Annotated in this window: 27 protein-coding genes and 2 tRNA genes; 15 read left to right on the forward strand and 14 right to left on the reverse strand. The window is 62.4% G+C overall.

Features of this window, described 5'->3' with window-relative positions; translation table 11 throughout:
* The first annotated feature begins 324 nt into the window (after positions 1-324).
* Both AC07E3_RS18185 and AC07E3_RS18190 read left to right on the forward strand, forming a co-directional pair.
* Positions 325-861 (forward strand): dihydrofolate reductase family protein, encoded by a 537-nt coding sequence (locus AC07E3_RS18185; protein ID WP_065817739.1) that lies wholly within the window; start codon positions 325-327, stop codon positions 859-861.
* Between the two features lie 35 nt (positions 862-896).
* Complete coding sequence (locus AC07E3_RS18190; protein ID WP_478363852.1) at positions 897-1,442, forward strand: TetR/AcrR family transcriptional regulator; 546 nt, start codon at positions 897-899, stop codon at positions 1,440-1,442.
* Between the two features lie 118 nt (positions 1,443-1,560).
* Here AC07E3_RS18190 and AC07E3_RS18195 read toward each other — a convergent pair whose 3' ends face one another.
* A complete protein-coding gene (locus tag AC07E3_RS18195; RefSeq protein ID WP_459439479.1) occupies positions 1,561-1,746 on the reverse strand; it encodes a hypothetical protein in 186 nt (61 codons plus the stop codon).
* Between the two features lie 50 nt (positions 1,747-1,796).
* The gene (locus tag AC07E3_RS18200; RefSeq protein WP_478363854.1) at positions 1,797-2,861 is read right to left on the reverse strand and encodes a saccharopine dehydrogenase family protein; all 1,065 of its coding nucleotides are present in this window, start codon (positions 2,859-2,861) and stop codon (positions 1,797-1,799) included.
* Positions 2,862-2,965: 104 nt separating this feature from the next.
* Between AC07E3_RS18200 and AC07E3_RS18205 the strand changes: the two genes are divergently transcribed.
* Positions 2,966-3,571, forward strand: coding sequence for a TetR/AcrR family transcriptional regulator (locus tag AC07E3_RS18205; RefSeq protein ID WP_478363856.1), 606 nt, complete (start codon positions 2,966-2,968; stop codon positions 3,569-3,571).
* A gap of 82 nt (positions 3,572-3,653) precedes the next feature.
* Here the strand turns inward: AC07E3_RS18205 and AC07E3_RS18210 are convergent, their stop codons facing one another.
* The 3 genes from AC07E3_RS18210 to AC07E3_RS18220 form a co-directional block, all read right to left on the reverse strand.
* Entirely contained in the window at positions 3,654-4,967 is a 1,314-nt protein-coding gene (locus AC07E3_RS18210) for an MFS transporter (protein WP_478363858.1), read from the reverse strand.
* The gene (locus AC07E3_RS18215; protein ID WP_223004379.1) at positions 4,967-5,248 is read right to left on the reverse strand and encodes a metal-sensing transcriptional repressor; all 282 of its coding nucleotides are present in this window, start codon (positions 5,246-5,248) and stop codon (positions 4,967-4,969) included. The genes AC07E3_RS18210 and AC07E3_RS18215 overlap by 1 nt, the downstream gene beginning before the upstream one ends.
* 346 nt (positions 5,249-5,594) lie before the next feature.
* Positions 5,595-6,527 (reverse strand): LysR family transcriptional regulator, encoded by a 933-nt coding sequence (locus tag AC07E3_RS18220; protein ID WP_478363860.1) that lies wholly within the window; start codon positions 6,525-6,527, stop codon positions 5,595-5,597.
* A gap of 99 nt (positions 6,528-6,626) precedes the next feature.
* Here AC07E3_RS18220 and gstA point away from each other — a divergent pair, with 99 nt between their 5' ends.
* From gstA to AC07E3_RS18240, 4 genes are read left to right on the forward strand one after another with little or no spacing between them, the layout of a single operon-like run.
* Entirely contained in the window at positions 6,627-7,238 is a 612-nt protein-coding gene (gene gstA / locus AC07E3_RS18225; RefSeq protein ID WP_478363862.1) for a glutathione transferase GstA, read from the forward strand.
* Complete coding sequence (locus tag AC07E3_RS18230; RefSeq protein WP_478363864.1) at positions 7,235-7,615, forward strand: nuclear transport factor 2 family protein; 381 nt, start codon at positions 7,235-7,237, stop codon at positions 7,613-7,615. Before gstA ends, AC07E3_RS18230 begins: the two co-directional genes overlap by 4 nt.
* A gap of 4 nt (positions 7,616-7,619) precedes the next feature.
* A complete protein-coding gene (locus tag AC07E3_RS18235) occupies positions 7,620-7,838 on the forward strand; it encodes a tautomerase family protein (protein WP_065817749.1) in 219 nt (72 codons plus the stop codon).
* Positions 7,835-8,800 carry an NAD(P)H-dependent flavin oxidoreductase gene (locus AC07E3_RS18240; RefSeq protein WP_223004383.1) on the forward strand — a complete coding sequence of 322 codons (966 nt, stop codon included), beginning with the start codon at positions 7,835-7,837 and terminating at the stop codon, positions 8,798-8,800. Before AC07E3_RS18235 ends, AC07E3_RS18240 begins: the two co-directional genes overlap by 4 nt.
* Positions 8,801-9,619: 819 nt before the next feature.
* Here the strand turns inward: AC07E3_RS18240 and AC07E3_RS18245 are convergent.
* The 7 genes from AC07E3_RS18245 to AC07E3_RS18275 all read right to left on the reverse strand — a co-directional run bounded on the left by AC07E3_RS18245 (position 9,620) and on the right by AC07E3_RS18275 (position 12,986).
* Positions 9,620-9,696 (reverse strand) — tRNA-Arg (locus tag AC07E3_RS18245).
* A gap of 18 nt (positions 9,697-9,714) precedes the next feature.
* A complete protein-coding gene (locus AC07E3_RS18250; protein WP_007010323.1) occupies positions 9,715-10,020 on the reverse strand; it encodes an ETC complex I subunit in 306 nt (101 codons plus the stop codon).
* A gap of 78 nt (positions 10,021-10,098) precedes the next feature.
* Positions 10,099-10,175: transfer RNA gene (locus tag AC07E3_RS18255), tRNA-Pro, on the reverse strand.
* Positions 10,176-10,290: 115 nt separating this feature from the next.
* A complete protein-coding gene (locus AC07E3_RS18260) occupies positions 10,291-10,500 on the reverse strand; it encodes a hypothetical protein (RefSeq protein WP_349366738.1) in 210 nt (69 codons plus the stop codon).
* A gap of 111 nt (positions 10,501-10,611) precedes the next feature.
* Positions 10,612-11,301 carry a DnaA regulatory inactivator HdaA gene (gene hdaA, locus AC07E3_RS18265; RefSeq protein ID WP_478363866.1) on the reverse strand — a complete coding sequence of 230 codons (690 nt, stop codon included), beginning with the start codon at positions 11,299-11,301 and terminating at the stop codon, positions 10,612-10,614.
* A 4-nt stretch (positions 11,302-11,305) separates the two neighbouring features.
* Complete coding sequence (locus tag AC07E3_RS18270) at positions 11,306-12,457, reverse strand: AI-2E family transporter (protein ID WP_336065507.1); 1,152 nt, start codon at positions 12,455-12,457, stop codon at positions 11,306-11,308.
* Positions 12,429-12,986, reverse strand: coding sequence for a CDP-alcohol phosphatidyltransferase family protein (locus AC07E3_RS18275; protein ID WP_065818646.1), 558 nt, complete (start codon positions 12,984-12,986; stop codon positions 12,429-12,431). The genes AC07E3_RS18270 and AC07E3_RS18275 overlap by 29 nt, the downstream gene beginning before the upstream one ends.
* Positions 12,987-13,187: 201 nt before the next feature.
* Here AC07E3_RS18275 and purM point away from each other — a divergent pair, with 201 nt between their 5' ends.
* Both purM and purN read left to right on the forward strand, forming a co-directional pair.
* A complete protein-coding gene (purM, locus tag AC07E3_RS18280) occupies positions 13,188-14,255 on the forward strand; it encodes a phosphoribosylformylglycinamidine cyclo-ligase (protein WP_478363868.1) in 1,068 nt (355 codons plus the stop codon).
* Complete coding sequence (gene purN / locus AC07E3_RS18285; protein WP_025031518.1) at positions 14,252-14,926, forward strand: phosphoribosylglycinamide formyltransferase; 675 nt, start codon at positions 14,252-14,254, stop codon at positions 14,924-14,926. The genes purM and purN overlap by 4 nt, the downstream gene beginning before the upstream one ends.
* Before the next feature lie 1,072 nt (positions 14,927-15,998).
* Here purN and AC07E3_RS18290 read toward each other — a convergent pair.
* On the reverse strand, positions 15,999-18,101 hold the full coding sequence (locus AC07E3_RS18290) for a molybdopterin-containing oxidoreductase family protein (protein ID WP_478363870.1): 2,103 nt from the start codon (positions 18,099-18,101) through the stop codon (positions 15,999-16,001).
* An 84-nt stretch (positions 18,102-18,185) separates the two neighbouring features.
* Between AC07E3_RS18290 and AC07E3_RS18295 the strand changes: the two genes are divergently transcribed.
* The 3 genes from AC07E3_RS18295 to AC07E3_RS18305 all read left to right on the forward strand — a co-directional run bounded on the left by AC07E3_RS18295 (position 18,186) and on the right by AC07E3_RS18305 (position 20,233).
* Positions 18,186-19,034 (forward strand): 23S rRNA (adenine(2030)-N(6))-methyltransferase RlmJ, encoded by an 849-nt coding sequence (locus AC07E3_RS18295; RefSeq protein WP_478363915.1) that lies wholly within the window; start codon positions 18,186-18,188, stop codon positions 19,032-19,034.
* 79 nt (positions 19,035-19,113) lie between these two features.
* A complete protein-coding gene (locus tag AC07E3_RS18300) occupies positions 19,114-19,539 on the forward strand; it encodes a hypothetical protein (protein WP_007010312.1) in 426 nt (141 codons plus the stop codon).
* 25 nt (positions 19,540-19,564) lie between these two features.
* Positions 19,565-20,233, forward strand: a complete 669-nt coding sequence (locus AC07E3_RS18305; protein ID WP_478363872.1) for a ribonuclease T2 family protein — start codon at positions 19,565-19,567, stop codon at positions 20,231-20,233.
* A 52-nt stretch (positions 20,234-20,285) separates the two neighbouring features.
* Here AC07E3_RS18305 and AC07E3_RS18310 read toward each other — a convergent pair whose 3' ends face one another.
* Positions 20,286-20,957 carry an outer membrane protein gene (locus AC07E3_RS18310; RefSeq protein ID WP_336065523.1) on the reverse strand — a complete coding sequence of 224 codons (672 nt, stop codon included), beginning with the start codon at positions 20,955-20,957 and terminating at the stop codon, positions 20,286-20,288.
* 302 nt (positions 20,958-21,259) lie between these two features.
* Between AC07E3_RS18310 and AC07E3_RS18315 the strand changes: the two genes are divergently transcribed.
* From AC07E3_RS18315 to uvrC, 3 genes are all read left to right on the forward strand, one after another.
* Positions 21,260-22,201, forward strand: a complete 942-nt coding sequence (locus AC07E3_RS18315; RefSeq protein ID WP_478363874.1) for a calcium/sodium antiporter — start codon at positions 21,260-21,262, stop codon at positions 22,199-22,201.
* Positions 22,202-22,369: 168 nt separating this feature from the next.
* Positions 22,370-23,134 (forward strand): SDR family oxidoreductase, encoded by a 765-nt coding sequence (locus tag AC07E3_RS18320; RefSeq protein ID WP_478363876.1) that lies wholly within the window; start codon positions 22,370-22,372, stop codon positions 23,132-23,134.
* Positions 23,135-23,148: 14 nt separating this feature from the next.
* A complete protein-coding gene (uvrC, locus tag AC07E3_RS18325) occupies positions 23,149-25,098 on the forward strand; it encodes an excinuclease ABC subunit UvrC (RefSeq protein ID WP_478363917.1) in 1,950 nt (649 codons plus the stop codon).
* The last annotated feature ends 83 nt before the right edge of the window (positions 25,099-25,181 follow it).

Here is a 25,181-nt window from a genome sequence, read left to right on the forward strand (position 1 = left end):
CGCAGGCACTCGACACTGGGCTATCTGAGCCCCGTGGAGTTCGAGGAGCGAGCTATGTTAGCTTAACCTCGTGTCCGAAAAACCGGCAGCAGGCCATAATGGAGGGCTATAGCGTAGACATAGTTCTCATCATCACCCGGTGCGGCGCGCCAGATACCGCCGATTACCCTCCGCAGTACACCATAGCCACCGAACCTACGCCCGCGCGAGGAACGGGAGACAGCGCCTGTATAAGAAGCGCAGAAACGGCGGGAGCGGACCTGGAAGTGCGTTGACTTACTTTAATCATCCATTATTTATACGATGTATAATTTGGAGGCTTAAATGATCACCGGACACGTATTCATCGCCACGAGCCTCGATGGCTTTATTGCCCGTGAAAACGGGGATATCGATTGGTTACTCGAGCACGATCAAGCGGGGGAGGATTATGGGTACGATGACTTCATTCGGGATATCGACGTCATTGTGATGGGGCGGGGCACCTACGAAGCGGTCCGGAGCATGGGCGCGTGGTTTTATACCCGGCCGGTACTGGTTCTGTCGGAACGGCTTGCGCGAGAAGAGGTGCCAAACGAGCTCCGCGGAAAGGTTCGCTTTTCGGACAAGTCTCCCGGAAGCGCGATGGCGATGCTGACGTCCGAGGGCGCTCGACGCGCCTATGTGGATGGCGGGCGTATCATTCAATCGTTCCTCGAACGCAACATGATCAGTGACATGGTGATCACGAGAGTGCCGATCCTGCTCGGTACTGGGCGCCCTCTTTTTGGCGGCGGTCGTCGCGATGTGGCCCTTGCGCATAAGGGCACAAGGTCCTTTCCTTCTGGATTGGTCCAGTCTCAATACGAAGTCATAAAATGACGGCAAGGGGGCGAGGTCGGCCACCAGCGGGCGGAATGCCGGTTTCGCCGGAGAGCATTCTTTCCGAGGCTTTGGGCATACTCGATGCCGACGGTCTCGACGGCCTGAGCATGCGCGCATTGGCAACACGTGTGGGCATTAATCCCATGACAATCTATCACCACTTCAAGGATCGAGATGGACTTATCAAGGCGCTTGCTGAACTTGTATATGCGGACGTCGCGGCGCCTGAAACGGGCGAAGCGCTTGCGCGAGTCCACAGTCTCCTCACAGCTTACTACTCGAAAGTTGTTCTCTATCCAGATTTGACCTTGGCCATATTTGCGCGGCCAGCGATTTTCCCCGATCATGCCTTGAGGATCACCAACGAGCTGACCCGCTTGTTGAGTGAGCGCAACAACGCCGTTCGCTGGACGCACATACTGGTCGACTACACGCATGGTGCAGCTCTCGCCGTGGCGAGCCAGGACGGAAACGAAAGGCGCCGGCGCTCACATGAAATCATGCTCAACGAGTATGAAATCGGACTTGCAGAACTGCTGGAGGCGTTTGGGAATTCTCCCGATCGCCGTAGCGCATAGATCGAGCGCATCAGCCTTCGAGATGACCGGTGCAAGCGATTCCCGAATGCAGTGGACTGCGCGCAAAAGCGTGAGCGGACGGAAACGCCGCTCCACTCTGTCCGTCCGTTTTCCGCAATTACGCGGATGTCAGGTGGTTCCACCTGACCGCAAGATATTCGTGCGGGTCGTCGATGGTGCGATGGCGCGCGCCTGCCAAAGCCATCGCCTTAAAGCTGCCGACATCGGCTGCGTCGCAGAGCAGCAGCGGCGATCCTCTAACGTGCAATCTGGCAAAACGCACGGCTGTTTCTTTGCTGCTCATGTCGCATTCTCCTCCTGCAGCATTTCCAGTGCCGGATGCATTCCGCGCCATCATTTTCGGATCAGTTCGAAGTCGGGAACCTGCGCGCTCAATGCGTCAAGAAAGTCGCCTGCCTCAAACACTGCGCCCGGAGCCCGGGCGCCGCTGCCGCGGCTTCTTCCGTCCAGCAGACGCTCGACGGCTTCGCAGATCAACGGTGCGGAAAAGGCGTAGATATCGCGGCCCCGTGCCGCAATCCGGCGCGTTTCGCCGCCCTTTCGGATAGCAGCGTCTATGGTGAATTGCTGCGGTGAACGGCCGGTTTCGTCGGTGGCCTTCGGGGCCGGGGTCGCGGCGTCACGGACATCGCGCAGCGCAGTCCGGTTCAGAAAGGAATGCAACTCGCGCGGCCGTAGATGGCGGGTAATGACGGGAATTTCGGAAAAGGGCAGCGCGACGACGTTCTGTCGGCCGAACGGCTCAGGAAAGTCCATTTCGAGATCGTCTGCGGCGGGTACGAGCGGCACCAGGCTGCCGTTTGAAACGACCAGCCGCTGCGCCGTGTTGCGCTCGCCCGTGATCCGCGTGCCTTTGGTCGGATGCCAGGTGTCGAGGGCGATGGCGATGCGAATGTCGTCCACATCCGTCCAGCCTCCGGCGGCAGCGGTCACCAGCAGATCGCCAAAACCGCCATAGAACCCCATTGCGGGAAGAATGAGCACACCCGCATTGCGCGCCGCTTCGTCGAAGGTCTCAAAAGTCGCCATTGCGCTCGGCTGCTCCGCGGTCACATCCAGATAATGCGCACCCGCACGAATGGCCGCTGCCGCGACAGGCCCTGCCGTATCCAGGAAAGGACCCGCGCAGTTGATCACCGCGTCCACGCCGGCAAAGGCGCGGTCGAGCGAGGCGTCGTCGTCGATGCCGGCTTCACGTATATCGACCTCTGGACCGAAGACGCCTTCCTGCTGGAGCGTCGCGGCACTTCGCACGACGGCCATTGGCGCGATGCCCCGCCGCGTCAGCTCCGCCATCACGAAACGGCCCGTATGACCGCCCGCCCCGAAAACGGCCACCGCCTTCGCCTGACCGCCCTTCACCGTATTTTCCTCAACGGTTTCCACTTGCCTGATCATTTTCCCGCTCCACGCTACAGACCTGTTTGTATCGACACAGTACGTACAGGTCTGTAGCGCGTCAAGCGCGATTGTGTTAGGGTCCTCTCGATGGAGGTGCCCGAATGGCGAAAACAGGCAGCAGCGTACCCGAAACGATAGCAGTAAACGGCACGGATGTCCGTGAACGGGTGCTGGAAACAGCCTCGAAGCTTTTTTATGCGCGCGGTGTCCACGCGGTCGGGGTCGATCTCGTTGTGGCGGAAGCCGGGGTCGCCAAGACCAGCCTCTACCGGCATTTCCGCACCAAGGATGATCTGATCGCCGCCTTCCTCAGACGCGAAGACGAAGACTTCTGGAGCACCTGGGACGCGGTGGCGCACGAAAACGCTGCAGATCCGGCCGCTGAACTGGATGCGCATCTTGCCTGGATCGGCGAACGCGCCGGTCGGCCGAATTACCGCGGCTGCCCGCAGATCAATGTCGCCGCCGAGTTTCCGCAAGCCGATCATCCGGCACGCAAGGTCGCGCACGATCACAAGGCGGAAATGCGCCGCCGCCTGACTGTCCTCGCCGAACGCCTTGGAGCAGGAAAGCCGGAAGAGCTCGGCGGACAGCTCGCCGTGCTCATCAACGGCGCTTTCGTCAGCTCCGGAATGCTCGATGGCCGGGAAGCGATCCCCCTATTGCAGCACATGGCGCGGGCACTGGTGGCCGCGAGCTGCGCATAGGTAGAAAGGACGAGGGCGACTTCCATTCCGTGCAGCTTTCGGCGATAGCGGGGGATGCTGCACACGCTTTCCCGACGCTTCGTCAGCGCTCACGCGGCCATGTGACATGCATGTCGTCGATGACATAGGCATGGGCATGGCGGTGGCCGTGCCCGGCGTCGGCAAGATGGGGATGATCTTCTGGAAGGTCGTCATGGGTGTGCTCGATGACCACCGGGTCGTCGGCCGGCCAGATCGCCAGGGCGATGCCGATGGCGATGGCGGCCACGGCGGCAAGGATGACCGCGGTGAACGGCAGGCCAAGCGCTGCACCCGCCCAGCCGGCAAGCGGATAGGCGATCAGCCAGCAGGCATGCGAGAGCGCGAACTGTGCCGCGAACAGCGCCGGGCGGTCCTCTGGATTGGCCGAACGCCTGAGAAGCCTGCCCGAAGGCGTCTGCGCGGTCGAGTACCCGATGCCAAGCACAAACCACAGCGGGAGCATCCAGCCATAGCCGGGCAGCACCGCAGCCAAGACTGTGCCGGCGGCCAGGAGCGAAGCCCCTGTCAGCATTGCAGTGCGGTCCGGCACGGTGTCCAGAAGCCGCGGCAGCGCCAGCGCCGCCGCCATCGAACCGCCGCCGAATGCCGCAAGCGCCAGCGCCGTCGCCTGGTTGTCGAGGCCGAAGGCGGCCTGCACATAGACCACCGTGTTGACGATCACCAGTGCACCTGCCGAGGCGACGGCAAGGTTGACCGCGAGAAGCCCGCGCAGGCGCGGCGTTGCCAGATAAATACGGATGCCGCGCGTCGTGCGGTCGTAGATGCCGCGCGGCCGGGCAGGCTTCGGGCTCGGCAGCGCCACCGACACGACAAGCGCGGCCGAGGCGAGAAACCCTATCACAGTTCCGGCGAACAGGCTGTGAAAGGTGATGAAGGAGAGCAGCGCCGCCGCCAGCATCGGGCTCACCACACTTTCCAGATCATAGGCGAGACGCGAAAGGGAAAGCGCGCGCGTATACGCTTTCTCATCCGGAAGGATATCTGGAATCGTGGCCTGGAAGGTGGGCGTGAAGGCCGCTGAGGCCGATTGCAGCATGAAGATCAGGATATAAACCTGCCAGATTTCCGTGACGAAGGGCAGAAACACCGCGACGCCGGCGCGCACCAGGTCGAGCACCACCAGCATGGCGCGGCGCGGCACCCTTTCTGCGAACGCCGAAGCGATGGGCGCAACGCCCACATAGGCGATCATCTTGATCGCCAGCGCCGTGCCCAGAACGGCGCCTGCGTTCTCGCCGGCCAGATCGAAGGCGAGCAGACCGAGGGCCACCGTCGCAAGGCCGGTTCCCACCAGTGCGATGATCTGGGCAGCGAAGAGATGACGGTAGGTGCGGTTTTTAAGGATTGCCAGCATCAAAGATACTTCGCTATTTCCCTGAATTCATCGATCGACTGCCGCCGCTCGCGCGTCATGGGGCCGACCACCGCCTCCAGACAATGATCGAGATGATCCTGAATCAGCGTCTTCTTTGCCTGGGCGATGGCCTTTTCGACGGCATGGAGCTGCTGGGCGATGTCGAGGCAGGGCCTGCCGGCTTCGATCATGTCAATGACACCGCGCAGATGCCCATCGGCGCGCTTGAGCCGCTTGACGATCTGGGGGTGGGTTTCGTGCAGATGGGGTTTTGTGTCCATTTGGATATGCTATCCCCCTGTAGAGGATATGCCAAGACATTGCGCCGGCAGACATTCGACCCGTAAGCATGCGCCCCGCCGAGCGACCCGCTCAGGTGCGACGCTCCCAGCCATGCCCAGGCGGCACAAAAAGCCGTACTGCACGTCATCCCTGCGTTGGCGCATCGCTGTATCGGTGCGGGGCCGGCTGCTACGCCGCGCTCCGCATGTTCTGTCGCCAGCGCCCGCATTTCCTGGAATTGCCCTGAAGAGCCGGACCGGCAATCCTGGCCGATCCGGTCCTCAACCATGTCGGCCGCGGGATCACCGGCTCGTTCTCCGGCTGGATCAGGAGCCTGAACATGTTTCAAATCGTTTCGCCACGAACGGCACTGTCGGCCCCGGCATTTTCCGCCAGGTCCGGCCCGGTATCGGAGAGCCGCGCCCATATCGCCCTGGCGACCGGCCCCAGCGCCTGATCGCGGCGTCGAATGGCAAAAAGTTCAGAGCGACGCGGTGGAAACGCTTCGACAGTCAGCGGCACCAGCGTTCCTGCGGCAATCTCATCCCTGATCAAGTGATCCGGCATGCCGCCCCAGCCCTGCCCGCTCAGGATAACCTGTTTCTTTGCAGCGAAGTCCGACACCGTCCATTTGCGCCCTCCTGGCAACAGGTCACGGCTTTGGTCGCCTTCCGGTCCCCCGGTACCTGCAACGACAATTTGCGGAATGGCCTGCAGCCCCGCCGCCGACTTTGCATCAGACCCCAGCCGGTCGGCCAGAAGCCGGCTGGCCACGGGGCGGATGGTGACTTCAGCCATGCGCCGGGTTTCCACCGCATCCATCGGCACGCCATCCAGCGTCGCCACGGCAAGATCGGCGTTGCCTTCCATCAGCCGTGCGATCGCACCGCCCATCATTTCAGTCGAGAGGCGCAGGTGCGTGGCGGCAAACCGTCGCCCGATTTCTTCAAGCAGCGGCAGGAGCCGCTCCAGCGGCAGGGTGGCGGTCACCGCGATCCGCAGTTCGGCTTCTTCGCGCGCCCTGAGCCGCGCCGCGATCTCGCCAAGCGCCTGCATCTGCGCCAGAGCGCGGCTGGTTTCACGAAAAAACACCTCCCCCTGCGCCGTCAGTTTCGGCCGGTAGCCATCACGAGAAAAGAGCCTCAATTCCAGTTCGTCCTCCAGCTGCCGGATCGCGTGGCTCACCGCACTCTGGGATTTGTTCAATCTCTCGGCGGCCTTGCGGAACGTGCCGGCCACAACGATCGCATCGAAAGCGAGAAGCTGGTCGTATTTCATGATGATCTATTTTATGCATCAAACTGTTTAAATCTTGATATTATCATTAGATCGAATTCGCGGCTAGAGAGAGTCATCCTGTCAACCGGAGACTCCAGAATGAAGCTTTATTACAAACCCGGCGCCTGCTCTCTGGCGAGCCACATCGCCCTTTATGAGACCGGCGCGGATTTCCAGATCGAGCGGGTGGATACCGAGGCCGGACGCACCGAGACCGGCAGCGACTATCGCGCAATCAACCCGAATGGCTACGTGCCCGCCCTGCACCTCAACGACGGGAATATCCTGAGTGAAGGTGCCGCCGTGCTTCAGCTCATCGCCGACCGTCACCCCACGGCCGGACTGGCACCGCAGGCGGGCACCTTTGAGCGATCCCGCCTGCACGAGGCGCTCAACTGGGTGGCGACAGAGTTGCACAAGGCGTTCGGACCTCTTTTCCGAACCGGCGCAAGCGTAGACGAGAAGGCGGACGCCAGGACGGCCGTGGCCACCAGGTTCGACCGGGTCGAACAGCAGCTGGCCAATGGCGGCGAATGGCTGGTGGCGGACCGGTTCTCGGTGGCGGATGCCTATCTCTTCGCCGTAGCCAGTTGGGCGAAGGTCACGGAGATCGACCTTTCCCCCTGGCCCTGTCTTGAAGCCTTCATCGAGCGCGTCGCCGCGCGCCCTTCCGCGCAGAGCGCCATGAAAGCGGAGGGCCTGATCCAGTGACCCCCGCCGATCACAGCGAAGTGGTGGCGCTGATGGCGTCCTATTTCGAGGGACTTTACCGGGCCGACAGCACGCTGCTGCGCGACGTTTTCCATCCGCGTCTTGCGTATGTCTGCGCAACGGAGGGAGACGAACTCTACCTCGACATCGACGCCTACATGGCCCGCATCGACAGGCGCGAACCACCGGTCAAACGCGGGGACCCGCGCGATGAAGCCATTCTCGAGATCACGTTCGGAGGCGATCGCATCGCCCGCATCACCGCGAGAATGAGCATGATGGGACGCGATTATCTGGACTATCTGACGCTCGTCCGGCACGCTGGCAAGTGGCGCATCGTAAGCAAGACCTTCTCTTACATTCCCCGAAAGGACTGACCCCATGCCCTATGTGAACATCAAGATCACGCGGGAAGGAGGTCCGGGCGGCACCGGCCCTTCAGCCCGGGACAAGGCCCGCCTGATTGCCGGCGTTACGGAGTTGCTCCGGGAGACACTTGGAAAGCATCCCGCGACAACCTTCGTCGTGATCGACGAGGTGGAGCTCGAGCACTGGGGAATCGGCGGGCTGCCCGTGGAAGACTACAGGGCAAGGCAATGAGGACCCGGCTTACGGAACGGTTCGGCCTCACGCTGCCGCTGATCCAGGCGCCGATGGCCTTCGTTGCGGGAGGCGCGCTTGCTGCAGCCGTCTCCCGCGCCGGCGGCCTCGGGCTGATAGGCGGCGGGTATGGCGACAGGGGCTGGATTGAAGATCAATTCGCCATTGCCGGCGATATGCCGGTCGGATGCGGCTTCATCTCCTTTGCCCTGGATGATCAGCCTGACCTGCTCGAAACGGTGCTGATGCTTCAGCCCCGTGCGCTGTTTCTGTCCTTTGCCGATCCTGCCCCGTTTCTTGCCACGGTGCGGAAAGCCGGCGTACCGGTGATCTGCCAGGTTCAGACCTTTCGCGATGCCTGTCATGCCATTGACCTTGGCGTTGATGTGGTGGTGGCCCAGGGGGGCGACGCGGGCGGGCACGGCCAGAGCAGAGGCACGATGGCCTTCGTTCCTGAAGTGGCCGATGAGATTGCCCGTCGCCGCAGCGAAACGCTTCTCTGCGCTGCCGGCGGCATTGCCGACGGACGTGGTCTCGTTGCCGCGATTGCGCTTGGTGCCGACGGCGTGGTGGTCGGGACGCGTTTCTGGGGCGCGGCAGAGTCCCTGGTCGACAGGAGGCTGATCCAGACGACCCTCGCACATACAGGCGACGATACGGTCCGAACCCGCGTGATCGACACAATCCGCCGCATCGACTGGCCCGAACGCTATTCAGGCCGGGTGTTGCGAACCGCCTTCGTGGACCGTTGGACCAATGACGAAGCCGGGCTCAGACGAGCGCTGCCGACAGAAGAGCAGCGCTGGCAAACCGCCGTTGAAGCCGCAGACACGTCAATTGTCGCACCTTTCGTCGGGGAGGCTGTCGGCCTTGTCGATACCGAGCAGAGCGCCTCGGATATCATCGCTTCGATAAGCGCTGAAGCGCAGGGAATTCTCGACCGCAGGCTGGGTCTCTCCTAGAAATGTCGACTGATGCCAGAGCACCGCACCGAAACGTGAAATCCGGTTTTCGGGTTGTTCCGTTGCTCCATCAATAGCCTGGATCGCCGTGCCTCCGAATGGACGCACGACGATCCAGGCCGCTGACCTGTCACGAGTGGCTGTCTCCGGCACCCATTGGCTTCATCAGCATTGGCGGCTGGCCTCTCGTGCGCTCGCCGATTCCGCCGCCCCTGCCATTCTGCGCCCTGCATAGGCGGCACGATTTACCGCCCAGCCGCTCCGGCTGCTATAGGGGGCAAAATCCCCCACTGCACCAAGCAGAGCCCCCATCACGGCAGCGCCGTCCTGTGATTGTCGTGCCTGTCCGCACGCGTCTTTCCGCGACGCATACTGAGCCGCACCCTTCTCGCCGGAGGCGGAAACGCTCCTCCCCGGGCCGTCCGATGTCGAACTGCAGGCTGCGATAGAAAGACAGAGCAAAACAGCCAAAATGATCTTCACAATACCCTCCAAGAACTTTCAGCCATCCTCGCGATAGCTGCCTTGTAAGGGGTTCATCACAGCAAAGTCGGGAAATCTACCTGTACAGGTGTACTATGCAGGGATGGGAACTCGTTCAAACCCGAGAGATCACTGCTGCTACGAGCGCGATAGCTGACAGACAATCGGAAGCGAGGCAATCGGATCGCGTTGCGCCTGCCGAATCTCCTGAGGGGCGCGTTGAGCGAACCGGAGCCACCTGGCAGAGCAGGCTTCGAACGCCGTATTCCCTGACCTCAAAACCGGTGCGCGGCATAGCGCAGAAAAATCAATGAAATCGAAGGCCGAAATTCAAGGTGGCGATCCCGGCAGGATTCGAACCTGCGACCATCGGCTTAGAAGGCCGGTGCTCTATCCAACTGAGCTACGGGACCGACGCGTGAACGCCGAATTCAGTGCGTCCACGGGGTCTTGCGGTCATAGCGGAAATTGTCCGCGTAGGAAACCTGGCGCCGCTTGGGCTGGTGCGGTTCTTCCACACGGAAGGGAATGCCGTTCCGCTCCGCGTAGGCCACGGCCTCTTCCCTGCTTTCAAAGGTCAGGCGAACCTGGCTCTTCATGTCGGAAGAAGACGTGTAGCCCATAAGCGGGTCGATCTTGCGCGGCACCTCGGGATCGAACTCCAGTATCCAGAGGCCGGTCTTGGCCTTGCCGGACTGCATGGCCGTCTTGGCCGGGCTGAAAATGCGCGCAGACACGTCGTAAACCTCGTTTCCAGCAGGCGTAAAAACGCCGAAACAGGCAGCATGCCGCAGTTCATGCGACATGCGGAAAGATGGTCGGAGCGGCAGGATTCGAACCTGCGACCCTCTGGTCCCAAACCAGATGCGCTACCAGGCTGCGCTACGCTCCGAGCGAGAGAACCCCTATAGTCTCAGAATTTTCCGCGCAAGCCCAAATTCATGATTTCCGCATGAAGCGCGACAACAAGTGTGGCTTCGCCCCGAGACGGCGGGCGACGGGAGGCATTATTGGGCTGGCTCGGGCGTCTCGATGATAACTTTCTCTGGCACATCGATATTGATGCCGCTGCCCTCGCCTCCTCCCAGGGCACCGCCGAAAAGCAGGAAACCTCCGATAATCAGGGCGACAATCAGCCCTCCGGCTATGAACCAGCCGGCCCCACCGCCGCCTGAAGTCACCACTGTGGTCCGTTCCTTGCGCTCATCCGTCATCATGCACTCCTTTGCCGCTTGTCTGGCCTGTGGAGAGCAAACAGAGACAGGCGCAATTGGTTCCCGGCAACCAACCGCGCAGCCGCGCAGCCGATTCGCGATACCGGTCAGCGGCTAATTTTCCGCAGGGTTTTCACCCGCTTCGAGTGCCGTCACCACCTCTGCCGCCAGGGGCCGGGTGATGCGCGTCTTGCGCTCGAGTGCGGCACGGTCGATGGCGTCCACCACCCGGATCGCGCTCGACAGAGAACGCTCGATGCGGCGCACGAGAAACTGCACCACATGCGGTTCCACATCCACCTGACGGTCGGCGAAGAGTTTCGTGATCACGCCGGCGAGCAGCATGTCGTCGGGTTCGTCGATCTCCACGGTCGCCGCGGCCTTGAGGCGCGACAGGAGATCCGGCAGTCTGACGCCCCAGGCGCCGGGAAAACTGCGCGCGGTCAGGAGCATGGGCTGGCCGCCGGCGCGCGCGGCGTTGATCAGGTGGAAAAGGCCGTTCTCGTCGATCGACCCGCTGTCGACATTGTCGATCAGGACCGGCCGCAGCCCCGCTTCTTCGATCGCCGCCGCCTCGATCCCGTCGCAGGCTATTTCGGCTGCGCCCGCTTCCTCGCGCCAGATGGCGGCGAGATGCGACTTGCCGCTGCCGGCGGGGCCGGCAAGAATGACCACCGGCGCCGGCCAGGAAGGCCAGTTTTCGATCAGGGCGGCTGCGCGCGCATTGGCCGGCGTCACCACCAGATCGTCGCGGCTCAGCGCTTCTCCCGGGGCCAAATCGAACGGTAGCTGGCGCGACGGCATGGCTTCAGCCCCGGGATTTCGGCGTTTTGGCCGGCGTTTCCGCGTGCCCGCTATAGAGCGGCGACGCGAGATACTGGTTGATGGCGAAGCGCACCAGAACCGCAACGGCCGCCGCCGCCGGAACGGCGATCAAAAGCCCCGCAAAGCCGAACAGATAGCCGAAGGCGAACAGCGCAAACATCAGCCACACCGGATGAAGGCCCACGCTCTTGCCCACCAGTTTCGGCTGCAGGATGTTGCCTTCCAGAAACTGACCGGAGAAGAAGATCGCCGCCACCGCGAGCACCCACCACCATTCGGGCCAGAACTGCACCAGCGCGATGCCGATCGACAGGCCGAAGCCGAGCAGCGAGCCCACATAGGGGATGAAGCTGATCAGCCCCGCAAAAAGCCCGATCAACAGCCCGAAATTGAGCCCGACCAGCGACAGGCCGACGGCATAAAAAATGCCGAGAATGAGACACAGCGTGCCCTGCCCGCGCACGAAGCCCGCCGTTGCGACATTGATGTCGCGGGCGATCTGGCGCACCGTCTCCACATGGTCGCGCGGCACCCAGCTATCCACCTTCTCCACCATGTGATCCCAGTCGAGCAGCATGTAGAACGCCACCACGGGCGTCACGACAAACAGGCTCGCCACGTTGACGATCGCCACGCCCGAACTCCAGACCGATTTGAAGAGCGTGCCGAGAAAGCCCGTCCCCTGCGCCAGGATCGAGCTCAGATTGTCGCGCACGGCGTCGGTCTCGCCATTGATGAAACTGTCGAGCCATGCCGGTTCGAGCCGGTTCGCAAGTTCCTGCAACCGTGTCAGATAGTCCGGCAGACGGCTTGCGAAGTCGGCTAGCTGGGTGCCCAGCACCGGCAGCACGATCATCAGGCCGAGCAACACCGCGATAATAAAGCCGATCAGGATCACAACGGTCGCAGCGATGCGCGAAAGCCCCATCTTCTCCAGCCGGTCGGCAACGGGATCGAGGAAATACGCCAGCACCATGCCCGCCAGGAAGGGCAGCAGAATGGAACTGAAGACGTAGAGAAACAGAACAAGCCCCAGCCCCGCCAGGCCCCAGAAGGCGATATGGCGCGCCAGCGTCGGACGGGCGATCACCGGCCCGGCCCCGTTTTCAGCGTCCTTCGGCGTCACTTTCGGCATAACCACTCATATGCTTGATCCAGGCGACGAGATAGGCCGCTCCGGAAGCCACGGTCAAGAGGCCGGTGGCGATGATCAGCGCAATCCGCACCGCCCCCGAACTGTATCCGAATGCGAGTTCGGCCAGAACCAGCAGCGCCAGCAATATCTGCGCCAGCGTGTTCGCCTTGGAGACGAAGAGCGGCTTCATGGCCACCGGATGCCCCATCACATTGGCCAGAAGCACGCCACCCACGATCAGCGCATCGCGCGACACGACCGCGATCACCAGCCAGAGCGGCAGTTCCATCATATAGCCGAACACCACGAAAACGCTCACCAGAAGCAGCTTGTCGGCGATCGGATCGAGATAGGCGCCAAGCTCGGTGCGCTGGTCGAAATGGCGCGCGATGAACCCGTCCACACCGTCGGAGATGCCCGCCGCCAGAAATCCGGCGAACGCCCAGCCATACTCCCCCGTCAAAAGGGCGAACACCACGCCCGGCACAAGGAAGAAGCGCATCAATGTGATGATGTTGGGTATCGTCAACGGATAATCTCCACCCTCGCCGCCCACTGCCCTGCCCTTTTCGTTGCGGTCGGAGGCATTTTCGGGACACACTTATCGCAGGCTTTGACACATTGGGGGAGAGCGGCGCGCTTTCAATAGGCCAGCCTGTTGATATCTCCCGCCTTGCGGAAGCGCCCCCTTCATGTCAGAAGCCCAAAAAAACGCGGCGGCGAGAACGAAATGGCTCAGGAACGTAAAAACGGCCTCACCTATGCCGATGCGGGCGTCGATATCGATGCCGGCAGCCGGATGGTGGAAAAGATCAAGCCCATGGTGCGCGCCACGCGCCGACCGGGCGCTGACAGCGAGATCGGCGGTTTCGGCGGCCTGTTCGATCTGAAAGCAGCCGGCTTCACCGACCCGATCCTCGTGGCCGCCAATGATGGCGTCGGCACCAAGCTCAAGATCGCCATCGACGCGGACCGGCACGACACGGTCGGCATCGACCTCGTCGCCATGTGCGTCAACGATCTTGTCGTTCAGGGCGCCGAGCCGCTCTTCTTCCTCGATTATTTCGCAACCGGCAGGCTCGATCCCGATCAGGGTGCGGCCATCGTTTCGGGCATTGCCGAGGGCTGCCGGCAGGCCGGATGCGCGCTGATCGGTGGCGAGACGGCGGAAATGCCGGGCATGTATCACGGCGAGGATTACGACCTGGCGGGCTTCGCCGTGGGCGCGGCAGAGCGGGACCGTCTTCTGCCCACGGGCGACATTGCCGAGGGTGACGTCCTTCTGGGCCTCGCCTCCTCCGGCGTTCATTCCAACGGTTTTTCGCTGGTGCGCCGCATCGTGTCCGATGCCGGCCTCGGCTGGGGCGACAAGGCCCCCTTCGCGCCGGGCCAGACACTCGGTGAAGCGCTGCTCGAGCCAACCCGCATCTATGTCAAACCCCTGCTCGCCACATTGAAGGCCGCCTGGGGCATCAAGGCGCTTGCTCACATCACCGGTGGCGGTTTTCCGGAAAACCTGCCGCGCGTGCTGCCCGATCATCTGGCCGCCGAGATCGACCTCGACGCAATCGATGTGCCGGCGGTCTTTTCCTGGCTCGCCAAGACGGGCGGTGTTGCCGAGAGCGAAATGCTCTCTACCTTCAATTGCGGCATCGGCATGGTTGTGGCGGTTGCCGCCGACGAGGCGGCACAGATCGCGGCAATCCTCCAGCAGGCGGGCGAGCATGTCACCATGCTTGGCCAGATCGTCCCGCGCCAGGCCGCCGGCGTCACCTATCGCGGTTCTCTCGCCCTATGACGCGCCGGACACGCAAAAGGGTCGCGGTCCTCATCTCAGGCCGCGGATCGAACATGGCGGCCCTCATCGCCGCCGCAATCGATCCGTCGTTTCCAGCAGAGATCGTCGGTGTGGTCTCCAACCGCGCCGATGCCCGTGGCCTTGAGATTGCCGCCACGCACAGCATCCCCACAAGAGTGGTTTCATCGCGCGATTATGATGGACGCGAGGCGCATGATGCGGCGATCCACAAGGCGCTGACCGAGCTCAAGGCGGAAATTGTCTGTCTGGCTGGTTACATGCGCCTTCTAAGCCCGGATTTCGTGCAGAAATGGAAAGGGCGTATGATCAACATCCACCCTGCCCTCCTGCCCAGCTTTCGCGGGCTTGATACGCATGCCCGCGCCCTTGCGACTGGCGTGCGCGTCCACGGATGCACCGTGCATTTCGTCACGCCGGAGATGGACGAGGGCCCGATCATCGCCCAGGCCGCCGTTCCCGTCCTCACCGACGACACGGAAGAGACGCTTGGCGAGCGGGTTCTCAAGCTTGAGCACCGTCTTTACCCGCTGGCACTCCGCCTTCTGGCTGAGGGTAGCGTGCGCATGTCCGACGGCGTCGCCGTCTTTTCCGGCGTCGATGACGAACGCCGCGACATTGCGATTGTCTCCCCCGGCGAACGCCGCGATTGAGGGGGAAGCCCCCACCTTCGTCATCCTCGGGCTTGACCCGAGGATCCATCCCGTAGCGCCGGGGATAAACCGCCGCCCTTCAAGGCGACACGCAATTTTTCTCACCCGCACCCCGTCACCACCGCAAAGGCATGGATCCCATGGTCAAGCCATAGGATGACGAGGCGGATGAAGCACATTCCCTACTCGCTATTCGCTACTCCCTATTCGCTCTTTTCTCCCCACCCCCAGAACTTCCGCTACACTCCCAGCCATCGCCCCTGTCGGGAACCGGGTCCGGAGCCGGGGATCAGGAGGGGCGACGGCAGCCTCCCCCTCGGGTTCGGTGACCCGGGGCCTGTGAGGGCCCGCGAAAGGCCGGCGGCCGGCATCATGTCGGTTGCGGAAAAGCCGCTAGGGCACAGATCGCCCGAGTGACCGGTCGGCAGACGGGACAGCGGCCGGCGGGGCGCGCTTTTCGCGCCACTTCAATTCCCAACAGAGAGGCACGAAAAACGCGCCCTGTTTCCCGAACGATCCAAACCCCGGCGGCAACCCCGCGCGGCAACGATGGAGCCTGCCTTGAAATGCCCACTCCCGTTATCCCGGGCCTGACCCGGGACCCATTGGCAGAACGTGCAAGAGCACGGCCCGGTTCTCGTCCATGCTCCGTTTGATGAGTGCACACCAACACCAAACGCCCCCTTCTCCCCGCGAGCGGGGAGAAGGTGAGGATGAGGGGCGAGCGCCATCACCTGCAAGGAAACCGACAGAGGTGGAGAAGACCGCAAGGCATCGCCCGCCCCTCATCCCCCTGCCGGGACCTTCTCCCCGCCCGCGGGGAGAAGGAAGCCGTCATCCCGGGCCTGACCCGGGACCCATTGGCAGAATGCGCAAGAGCACGGCCCGGTTCTCACCCCGGCACCACCGACGCCACCCTCTGCGTACACCGGCCGCGCCTCTCAATGGGTCCCGGCTCTCGCTCCGCTCGGCCGGGATGACGACGATGAGAACATCACCCCACCCCGTCATCCCGGAAGCCGCAGGCTATCCGGCCCCCAATAGCAAAACGCGCGAGCGCACGGCCCGGGGCTCACAAAGCGCGCACCCACACCTTCGTGTCGTGAAAGGCCGCGCCACCATATGGCGCGATGGAATCAGCACCCGTCAGCACATTGATGCCCTCACCGCGCTCATGCGCGCTGTTCGGCCAGATGCCCTCTGCGATCACCACACCACGTCGCACACCGTCGAAGAGCTTCACATGCAGAACCACCGCGCCACGCTGATTGCCGATCTCCACGCGATCGCCGGCCTGAAGCCCGAGCTCTGTCGCATCGTCTGGATGCAGCATCAGTTCGGGCCGCCCTTCCCGTTTCACCGAGCCCGGTGTCTCCGTAAAACTCGAATTCAGGAAGGTGCGCGCCGGCGAGGTCGCCAGCCGGTAGGGATGCTCCGGATCCGCCACTTCGATAAAATCCATATGGTCGGGAAAGTCCGGCATGCGCGCGTGCGGCCCCTGCAGGCCGATGGAGGCCGGCGGGCGGTTGGGCGCAGGCGTTCCCGTCCAGTCCGGCCGGAACCGATACCTGCCATCAGGATGACCGAAACCGTCGACGAAATGAGCGGTGTCGAAATCCGGCTGTACATCGGCCCAGCGATCGGCCTTGAAGCTTTCGAACGTACCAAGCCCGCGCTTCTCCAGCATGAATTCGACATGCTCGCGCGCCGTCAGGCCAAAACCGCCCTTGTCGGCAACGCCGAGACGCTCCGCAAGCTCCTCGATCACGAACAGGTTTTCGCGTGCTTCACCAGGCGCATCCACCAGTTTGGGGCCGAGAATGATGTGCTGGTGACCGCCACCTCGATAGATGTCGTCATGTTCCAAAAACATCGTCGCCGGCAGAACCACATCGGCAAGCTTCGCCGTGTCGGTCATGAACTGCTCGTGCACGCAGGTGAAAAGGTCCTCGCGCAGAAAACCCTTCTTCACCAGCCGCTGTTCCGGAGCGATGTTGGCCGGATTGGTGTTCTGGATCAGAAGTGCCGTGACGGGCGGGCCGCCATGCAGCGCTTCGTCGTCATTGGTCAGAATGCGCCCGATCTGCGCCTGGTCGAGCGAACGGATCGAGGGATCGCGCAGCGCACTGCCCTCGATCTGCGACTTGTCGAGGCGAAAAATGCCGGAATTGGAGTGAAACGCCCCTCCACCCTCATATTGCCAGCAGCCGGTAACGGCGGCAATGGAGAGGGCGGCGTGCATGTTCACAACACCGTTGCGATTGCGCGTGAACCCATAGCCCAGCCGGAAGAAGGTGCGCTTCGTCTCGCCCACCAGCCTGGCAAAGCCCTCGATTTCGTCAACCGAAAGGCCGGTGATGGCAGACGCCCATTCGGGCGTACGGGTCTTGAGATGCGCTTCAAGTCCCTTGGGGTCGTCCGTGTATTTGTCGAGAAATGCCCAGTCGGCCAAACCATCGCGGAAAAGGACATGCATGACCGCGCAGGCAAGGGCCGCGTCCGTACCCGGCTTCAGAACGAGGCCAAGATCGGCCTGTTTCATGGTGGCATTGTCGTAGACGTCGATGACAATGATCTTCGCGCCACGCTCCTTGCGTGCCTTGATCGCATGCGTCATCACATTGACCTGGGTCGCAACGGCGTTGGTGCCCCAGATCACCACGCAGTCGGACTTGGCCATCTCGCGTGGATCGGGCCCGCGCAGATCGCCCGCACCCATGACAAAGCCGGTCCAGGCGGCATTGGTGCAGACTGTGCCGAAAAAGCCGGAATAGCGTCTGGCGTGCCGCAGCCGGTCTATGGAATCGCGCTGCACCAGCCCCATGGTTCCGGCATAATAATAGGGCCAGACGGTCTCGGTTCCGTATTTTTCCTCCGCCTTCAGGAAGGCTTCGGCCACACGGTCGAGCGCGGCCTCCCAGCTCGCCTCCTTCCACTGCCCCTCACCCTTGGCGCCGGAACGGACCAGCGGCTTGAGCAGGCGGTCAGGGTGGTGGATGCGTTCGGCATAACGGGCGACCTTGGCGCAGATCACACCGGCGGTGTAGCTGTTGTCCTTGGCACCATGGACGCGGCCAATGCGGCCGTCCTTTATCTCGACATCGAGGGCACAGGTCGATGGACAGTCATGTGGACAGGCCGAATGGCCGATATGGATGTTTGCGTGTGTGTTCATGGCGGGAACACTAGCGATTTTTCGCGCGGACGCGTAGAGCCAGTGAGCAGAAAATCAGGTGCAGACCTCACCGAAGCGGGAAACATGAATTATCGCCACGCCTATCATGCGGGAAACTTCGCCGATGTGGTCAAGCACGCCATCGTGGCCCGCATCGTTGAATATCTGAAACGCAAGGACAAGGCTTTCCGCGTGATCGACACCCATGCGGGAATCGGTCTTTACGACCTCAGTTCGGAAGAAGCGCAGAAAACCGGCGAATGGCGCGACGGGATCGGCCGTCTCGTCGAGGCTTTCCTCGATGAGAAAAAATCGAACCTTTTGAATCCCTTGCTGGAAGCGGTTGAGAAAGAGAATCTCGGTCCGGGCATCCAGCATTACCCCGGTTCCCCGCGCCTCGTTCGCCATCTCTTGCGCAAACAGGATCGCCTGACAGCCATCGAACTACACCCACAGGATGCCGCGCGGCTGAAGGAAATTTTTGCCGGCGATTTCCAGACACGGGTCATCGAACTCGATGGCTGGCTGGCGCTGGGCGCGCATCTGCCGCCGAAAGAAAAGCGTGGACTGGTGCTGATTGACCCGCCCTTCGAGCAGGAAGACGAATTCGGACGGATTGTCACGAAACTCGAAAAGGCGCACCGGCGCTGGTCGGGCGGCATCTATGCGGTCTGGTACCCGATCAAGAACCATGACGCGGTTCAGGATTTCCGCAGACGCCTAGCCGAAAGCAGCATTGCCGATGTGATCGACATCCGTCTCGAATTGCGCCCACCCTCCAGTGAACCGCGCCTCGACGGGACCGGCATGATCGTGGTCAATCCACCTTTCGTGCTGCGCGAGGAGATGGAAACGCTGCTTCCGGTTCTTGCCGGCATTCTCGGCGAAGAGGGCAAGGGGCGCTGGGCACTCGAAAGGCTTACGGCAGAATAGCGTGACCATGCTTGACCCAAACCGCTCACTGGCGCAAAACTTCAACCCACCGCACCGCAACAATCCGGGAGACAGACCTATGGCGCGCTTTTTGGCTCTTGCAGCCGGCCTCACCGCATCGTTCCTTTCGATGCAGGCGATGGCAGCCGATCCGGTCGGCGTTTATGGCGCGGTGGACGATGTCTGCGCGGATGCGCGCGTTCATTCGACCATTCAGAAGCGCTTCCGCTATCAGGTCACCCATGTACCGAACCTGCCCGATGTCGACATCGTCGATTTCTACGGGTCCTACCAGACACGCTACAGCCCGTCCTCCTATGACAGCCCGATCGAGCGGCGCTATTGCCGCGCCACGGCGCGCCTCTCCGATGGGCGTGACCGCACGATCTGGTACCTGATCGAGTATGGCCAGGGCTTTGCCGGGCTCGGCAACAATGTTGAATTCTGCGTTTCCGGCTTCGACCGCTGGAACGTCTATGACGGCCACTGCCGCGTCCTGCGCTAGACGACGCGATTGCGGGGCGCGGACCATGCGTATCGCAAAGCGGCTTTCCGCCGCCCTTCTGGCATGTCTTGTGACATCACCTGCCCCGGCGATTGCCGGCGAGCGCGGCGCGCCGGCGGGTGAGTTCGATTTCTATGTGCTGTCGCTAAGCTGGTCGCCCAGCTACTGCGCCGCCGAGGGCGCGGAGGCCAACCGGCAGCAATGCGGACGCGAGCGCCCCTATGCCTTCGTGGTCCACGGGCTCTGGCCGCAATATGAGAAAAGCTACCCGGAATATTGCCAATCCAAGCGCCCGCAACGTGTGCCAAATGCGCTGGTGGAGCAATTCCGCGATATCATGCCGTCAGCGGGCCTGATGGGCCATCAATGGCGCAAGCACGGCATGTGTACGGGATTTGCACAGGAGGACTATTTCGCCCTCTCCCGCAAGGCGCGCGAGCGTGTGGAAACGCCGCCCGAGTTTCGCCGGCTCGCAAAGCCGGAGATGGTTTCGCCGAAACGTGTCGAAGACGCCTTCCTTGAAGCCAATCCCGGCCTGCCGAAAGACGCCATCGCCGTCACATGCGACAATCGCTATCTGCGCGAAGTGCGCATTTGCATGACCAAGGACCTGGAGTTCCGGTCCTGCGAAGCCGTGGACCGAAAGGACTGCAGGCGCGAGCGGGTTCTGATGCCACCGGCGCGGGGCGGATAAAGAAAAAGCCGGACACGGGGCCCGGCTTTTCCATTTCAGTCTGTCGCTTCGATCAGAACTGCATACCAAGGCCGAACATGACCTTGTTGGAGCTGTCGCTGACGTCCTGCGCACCACTGCCGGTGTTGAACGCTTCGTCACCGAACTTGGTGTAACGGTATTCGACGCGGCCGAAGACCTTGTCGGTCAGCTTCGCATCGACGCCGGCACCGGCCGTCCAGCCGAGCATGGTGTTGGTGTCGGAGCCGGCCGCATCCGTGATCTTCAGACGCTGCGCAGCGCCACCGGCCGTGCCGTAGATCAGGATGTTGTCGGTCGCGGCAACGCCGAGACGGGCGCGCAGCGTGCCGTCGACGCCGTGCTTGGATTCGACACCGGCATTGGTGCCCTTCATGCCGTTGTAGCCGACATCGCCTTCAACACCGTAGACGAAGCTGCCCGACTGGAAGTTCCAGCCGGCGAAGCCGTTGCCGACGAAGCCATCGGTGCCGATGTCATTGCCTGCGACCGGCTGATTGGCTGCGGTCTCACCGGAGAAGCCATAGCCAAGCGCGATACCGGCATAGCCACCTTCCCAATCGTTGATCGGGGTGGAGATCACCGGCGCGGCAGGCGGTGCGGGCGGCTGCTCCATGACTGCGTCAGCAGCCTGTGCGGCACCGGCCGCTGCAACAAAACCGACGGCTGCGGCCGCGGAAAGAATGACGTTCTTATGGGCTTTCATGGTCCATACTCCTTAAGCCACTAGCATTTTCATAGCTGTGGGCGCCCCTCTTGGCATCATGCCCGTTCAAACGCACCACGCTGGCGAGACCGGTCATCCTGGGAGGAAGCGGGCCGATCTCGCATGAGACCTATCTGGGCGCGAAATGAGGCTGAACGTGCCCGAAAAATGGGTCTTTCAGGGGCACCAATAAGGCGGAAAATTGACGTTGCAAAAGAGCAACATGCCGGGGCGGAGACCTTGGGGGCCGGCATTCGAGCACCTATATTCCGGCGGCTGTTCCGATTCTCACGAGGTTTCTCATGCTTTTCAGCCTGCTCATACTCGCGGCCGGTGTCGCCCTCCTAGTGGTGGCCGGTGACATATTCGTCAAGGGCGCTGTGGGACTGGCGGAAAACCTCGGCATCTCTCCGCTGATCATCGGTCTGACAGTGGTGGCCTTCGGAACGTCTGCGCCCGAACTCTTCACCTCCATCCAGGCGGCCCTTTCGGGCGCGCCTGGTCTGGCGGTCGGCAATGTGGTCGGCTCCAACATCGCCAACATCCTGCTGGTGCTTGGTCTGCCGGCGATCATCTATCCGATCGTATCGGACGGCAAAGGGCTGCGGCGCAATCTGGTGGCCATGCTCGTCTCGACCGTCATCTTCATGTGGATGCTTACGGGTGGCATCATCACCCGGATCGAGGGCGCAGTGCTTTTCGCGGGTCTCTGCGCCTTCATCGCGTGGCAGGCGCGTGATGCGGTGAACGGCAAGACACCGGCCGGCCACGACTTCCATGAAGAGATCGGCGAGGCCCCGCACGACCGCAAACGGATCACCGCCTACCTGATCGCCGGCGTGATCGGACTGCCGGTCGCAGCCCAGCTGACCGTGGCCGGTGCCGTCAGGATCGCCGAGAGTTTTGGCGTGAGCGATGCCGTCATCGGCCTGACGATCGTTGCCATCGGCACCTCGCTTCCCGAGCTCGCCACGAGCCTGGCGGCTGCATTGAAGCGTCATTCCACCGTTGCGCTGGGCAATATCGTGGGATCGAACATCTTCAACATCGCCTGCATCATGGGCCTGACGGCGTTGATTACGCCAATCGCCGTGGATCCGCGTATTGTATCCATCGACATGTGGGTGATGCTCGCCGCCGCCTGTGTGCTGGCACTTCTCGGCTTCCTGCGCATCGCGTCAGGCAAGCTCATGGGCAGCGCAATGCTTGCCGGCTTTGCAGGTTACATCGCCACGGTCTTTTGATCCTGCGCGAAAACCCGGTAGCGGAAAAAAATCGTGCACCTGTCAGCAGTGAAGGGTCGAACGCTCTGCGGGCTTGGACGTCATGGGCATTGGGCTTAAACAACGTTGTTGAATGCGATGACGCTTGGCGTCAGGATTCGCAGCTGAGTTGAACAAGACGGGAAAGACATGGCTCAATCGAGAGCAACGGCACTGATCACCGGAGGTGCGAAGCGCATCGGCGCGGCCATTGCGCGCGATCTGGCAGAGCATGGGTTCGCCGTTGCCATTCACTGCAGCCGTTCCCGCGAAGCTGCCGAGAACCTGGCCGATGAGATCGTCAGGACAGGCGGTGAAGCCCATGTGGTGCAGGCTGATCTGCAGGATGGCGCGGCCACCCGCGACCTGATCGGCCACACACGACGAGTGCTTGGCGTGCCATCCATTCTCATCAACAACGCCTCGGTATTTGAAGATGACGGAATTGCCGACTTTACCGACGAAAGCTGGGATGCGCACTTCGACCTGCATGTGAAAGCGCCGGCACTGCTCGCACAGGCCCTAGTGGGAGCGCTCGAGGACAATCAGGAAGCGTTGATCGTCAACATGATCGATCAACGTGTGTGGCGCCTCAATCCACGCTTCTTCAGCTACACGCTTTCAAAGTCGGCCCTCTGGACAGCCACGCGAACCATGGCGCAGGCGCTCGGGCCGAACATACGCGTCAACGCGATTGGCCCCGGCCCCACCCTGCCGAACCAGCGCCAGGAGCAGGCGGATTTCGACCGCCAGACGGACGCCCTTATTCTGGAGCGCGGCCCCGACCTGGCGGATTTCGGCCGCACCATCCGGTATCTGTGGGAGACACGCTCGATTACCGGTCAGATGATCGCACTCGACGGCGGGCAGCATCTGGCATGGGAAACGCCGGACGTGGCGGGAGTGCCCGAGTGAGCGCCAAAATCACATTGAAAGAGCCGGCGAACCTGGCGCTCGAATGGGACAGCGGCGAGACAACGGACGGTGTTGTGGGCATTGAGGTCATCCAGTCGGCCGTCAAGCGCCTGCCAAACGCGCCCGGCGTCTACCGCATGATGAATGCCGAAGGCGATGTCCTGTATGTGGGCAAGGCGCGCAGCCTCAAGAAGCGCGTGACCAATTACGCGCAGGGCCGCGGCCATACAAACCGTATCGGCCGCATGGTGCGCGAGACGGCGTCCATGGAATTCGTGGTTACGCGAACGGAAACCGAAGCGCTGCTTCTGGAAGCGAACCTCATCAAGCGGCTTCGGCCACGCTTCAATGTCCTTTTGCGCGACGACAAGTCGTTTCCCTACATCCTTCTGACCGGCGACCATCCGGCGCCCGGCATCTTCAAGCATCGCGGCGCACGTTCGAAGAAGGGCGATTATTTCGGCCCGTTCGCCTCGGCGGGGGCCGTCGGGCGCACGATCAATTCCCTGCAGCGCGCCTTTCTCCTTCGTACCTGCACCGATTCGGTGTTTGAAAGCCGCACGCGACCCTGCCTCCTCTTCCAGATCAAGCGCTGTTCCGGGCCCTGCACGGGCGAAATCAGCGAGGACGACTATGCCGAGCTGGTTTCGGAGGCCAAAGCCTTTCTTTCGGGCCGTTCCAGCAAGGTGAAAGCCGAAATCGCCCAGTCGATGCAGGAAGCCTCCGAGGCGCTGGATTTCGAGCGTGCCGCGATCTACCGCGACCGGCTTTCTGCCCTGAGCCATGTGCAAAGCCATCAGGGCATCAACCCGCAGGGTGTCGAAGAGGCCGATGTGTTCGCCATTCATCAGGAGGGCGGGCAGAACTGCATACAGGTCTTCTTCTTCCGGACCGGACAGAACTGGGGCAACCGGGCCTATTTTCCGAAGGCCGATCCGAGCCTTGAAGCGCAGGAAGTGCTTGGTGCCTTTCTTGCCCAGTTCTACGACGACAAGCCCTGCCCCCGCATGGTGCTCCTGTCGCACGAAATCGAGGAGCAGGATCTTCTGGCCGATGCACTCGCCACACGGGCGGGCAGGAAGGTGCAGGTCTCCTGCCCGCAGCGCGGCGAAAAGAAGGATCTGACCGATCACGCCCTGCAAAACGCCCGTGAGGCGCTGGGGCGGCGGCTGGCCGAGACCTCCTCGCAGGCGCGGCTGATGGAAGGGTTTGCCGAAACATTCGGCCTGGATGGCGCGCCGCGCCGTATCGAGGTCTACGACAACTCGCACATCATGGGAACCAACGCGGTAGGCGGCATGATCGTTGCCGGAGCCGAGGGGTTTGCGAAGAACCAGTACCGGAAGTTCAACATCCGTTCGACCGAGATCACGCCCGGCGACGACTACGGCATGATGCGCGAAGTGATGCAGCGGCGCTTCTCACGGCTGATCAAGGAGAACGGGCTGCCGGGCTCCGCGGATGCGCCTGACATCGATACGCAGGAAACGGATGCGGCGGAGATGCCTGCCTGGCCCGATGTCCTTCTCATCGACGGCGGTCAGGGCCAATTGGCTGCGGTCACGCAGGTTCTGGAGGAACTCGGGATTGCCGGCCTGGTGACGGCCATCGGTGTCGCCAAGGGTGTTGACCGAGATGCCGGGCGCGAGCGGTTTTTCATGGCAGGCAGAAACCCGTTCAGCCTGCCCGTGCGCGATCCGGTTCTCTATTTCATTCAGCGGCTGCGCGATGAAGCGCACCGGTTTGCCATCGGTTCGCACCGTGCCCGGCGCAAAAAGGAGATGGTGAAGAACCCGCTCGACGAGATCGGCGGCATCGGCCCCGGCCGCAAGCGCGCGCTTCTGCACCATTTCGGCACCGCCAAGGCGGTGAGCCGCGCCGGCATCGAGGACCTTACGGCGGTGGACGGCATTTCCGAGGCCATCGCACGCCAGATCTACAACCACTTTCACGAAAACGGCTGAAGCGGCGTTGTTTCGTCGCGCCCCGCAAGGTTGGCGCTTGCCGTGGGCGCCGGGTTCTGATTTGACAGGAGGTGATTGGCACG

Source organism: Nitratireductor lacus (assembly GCF_056431025.1).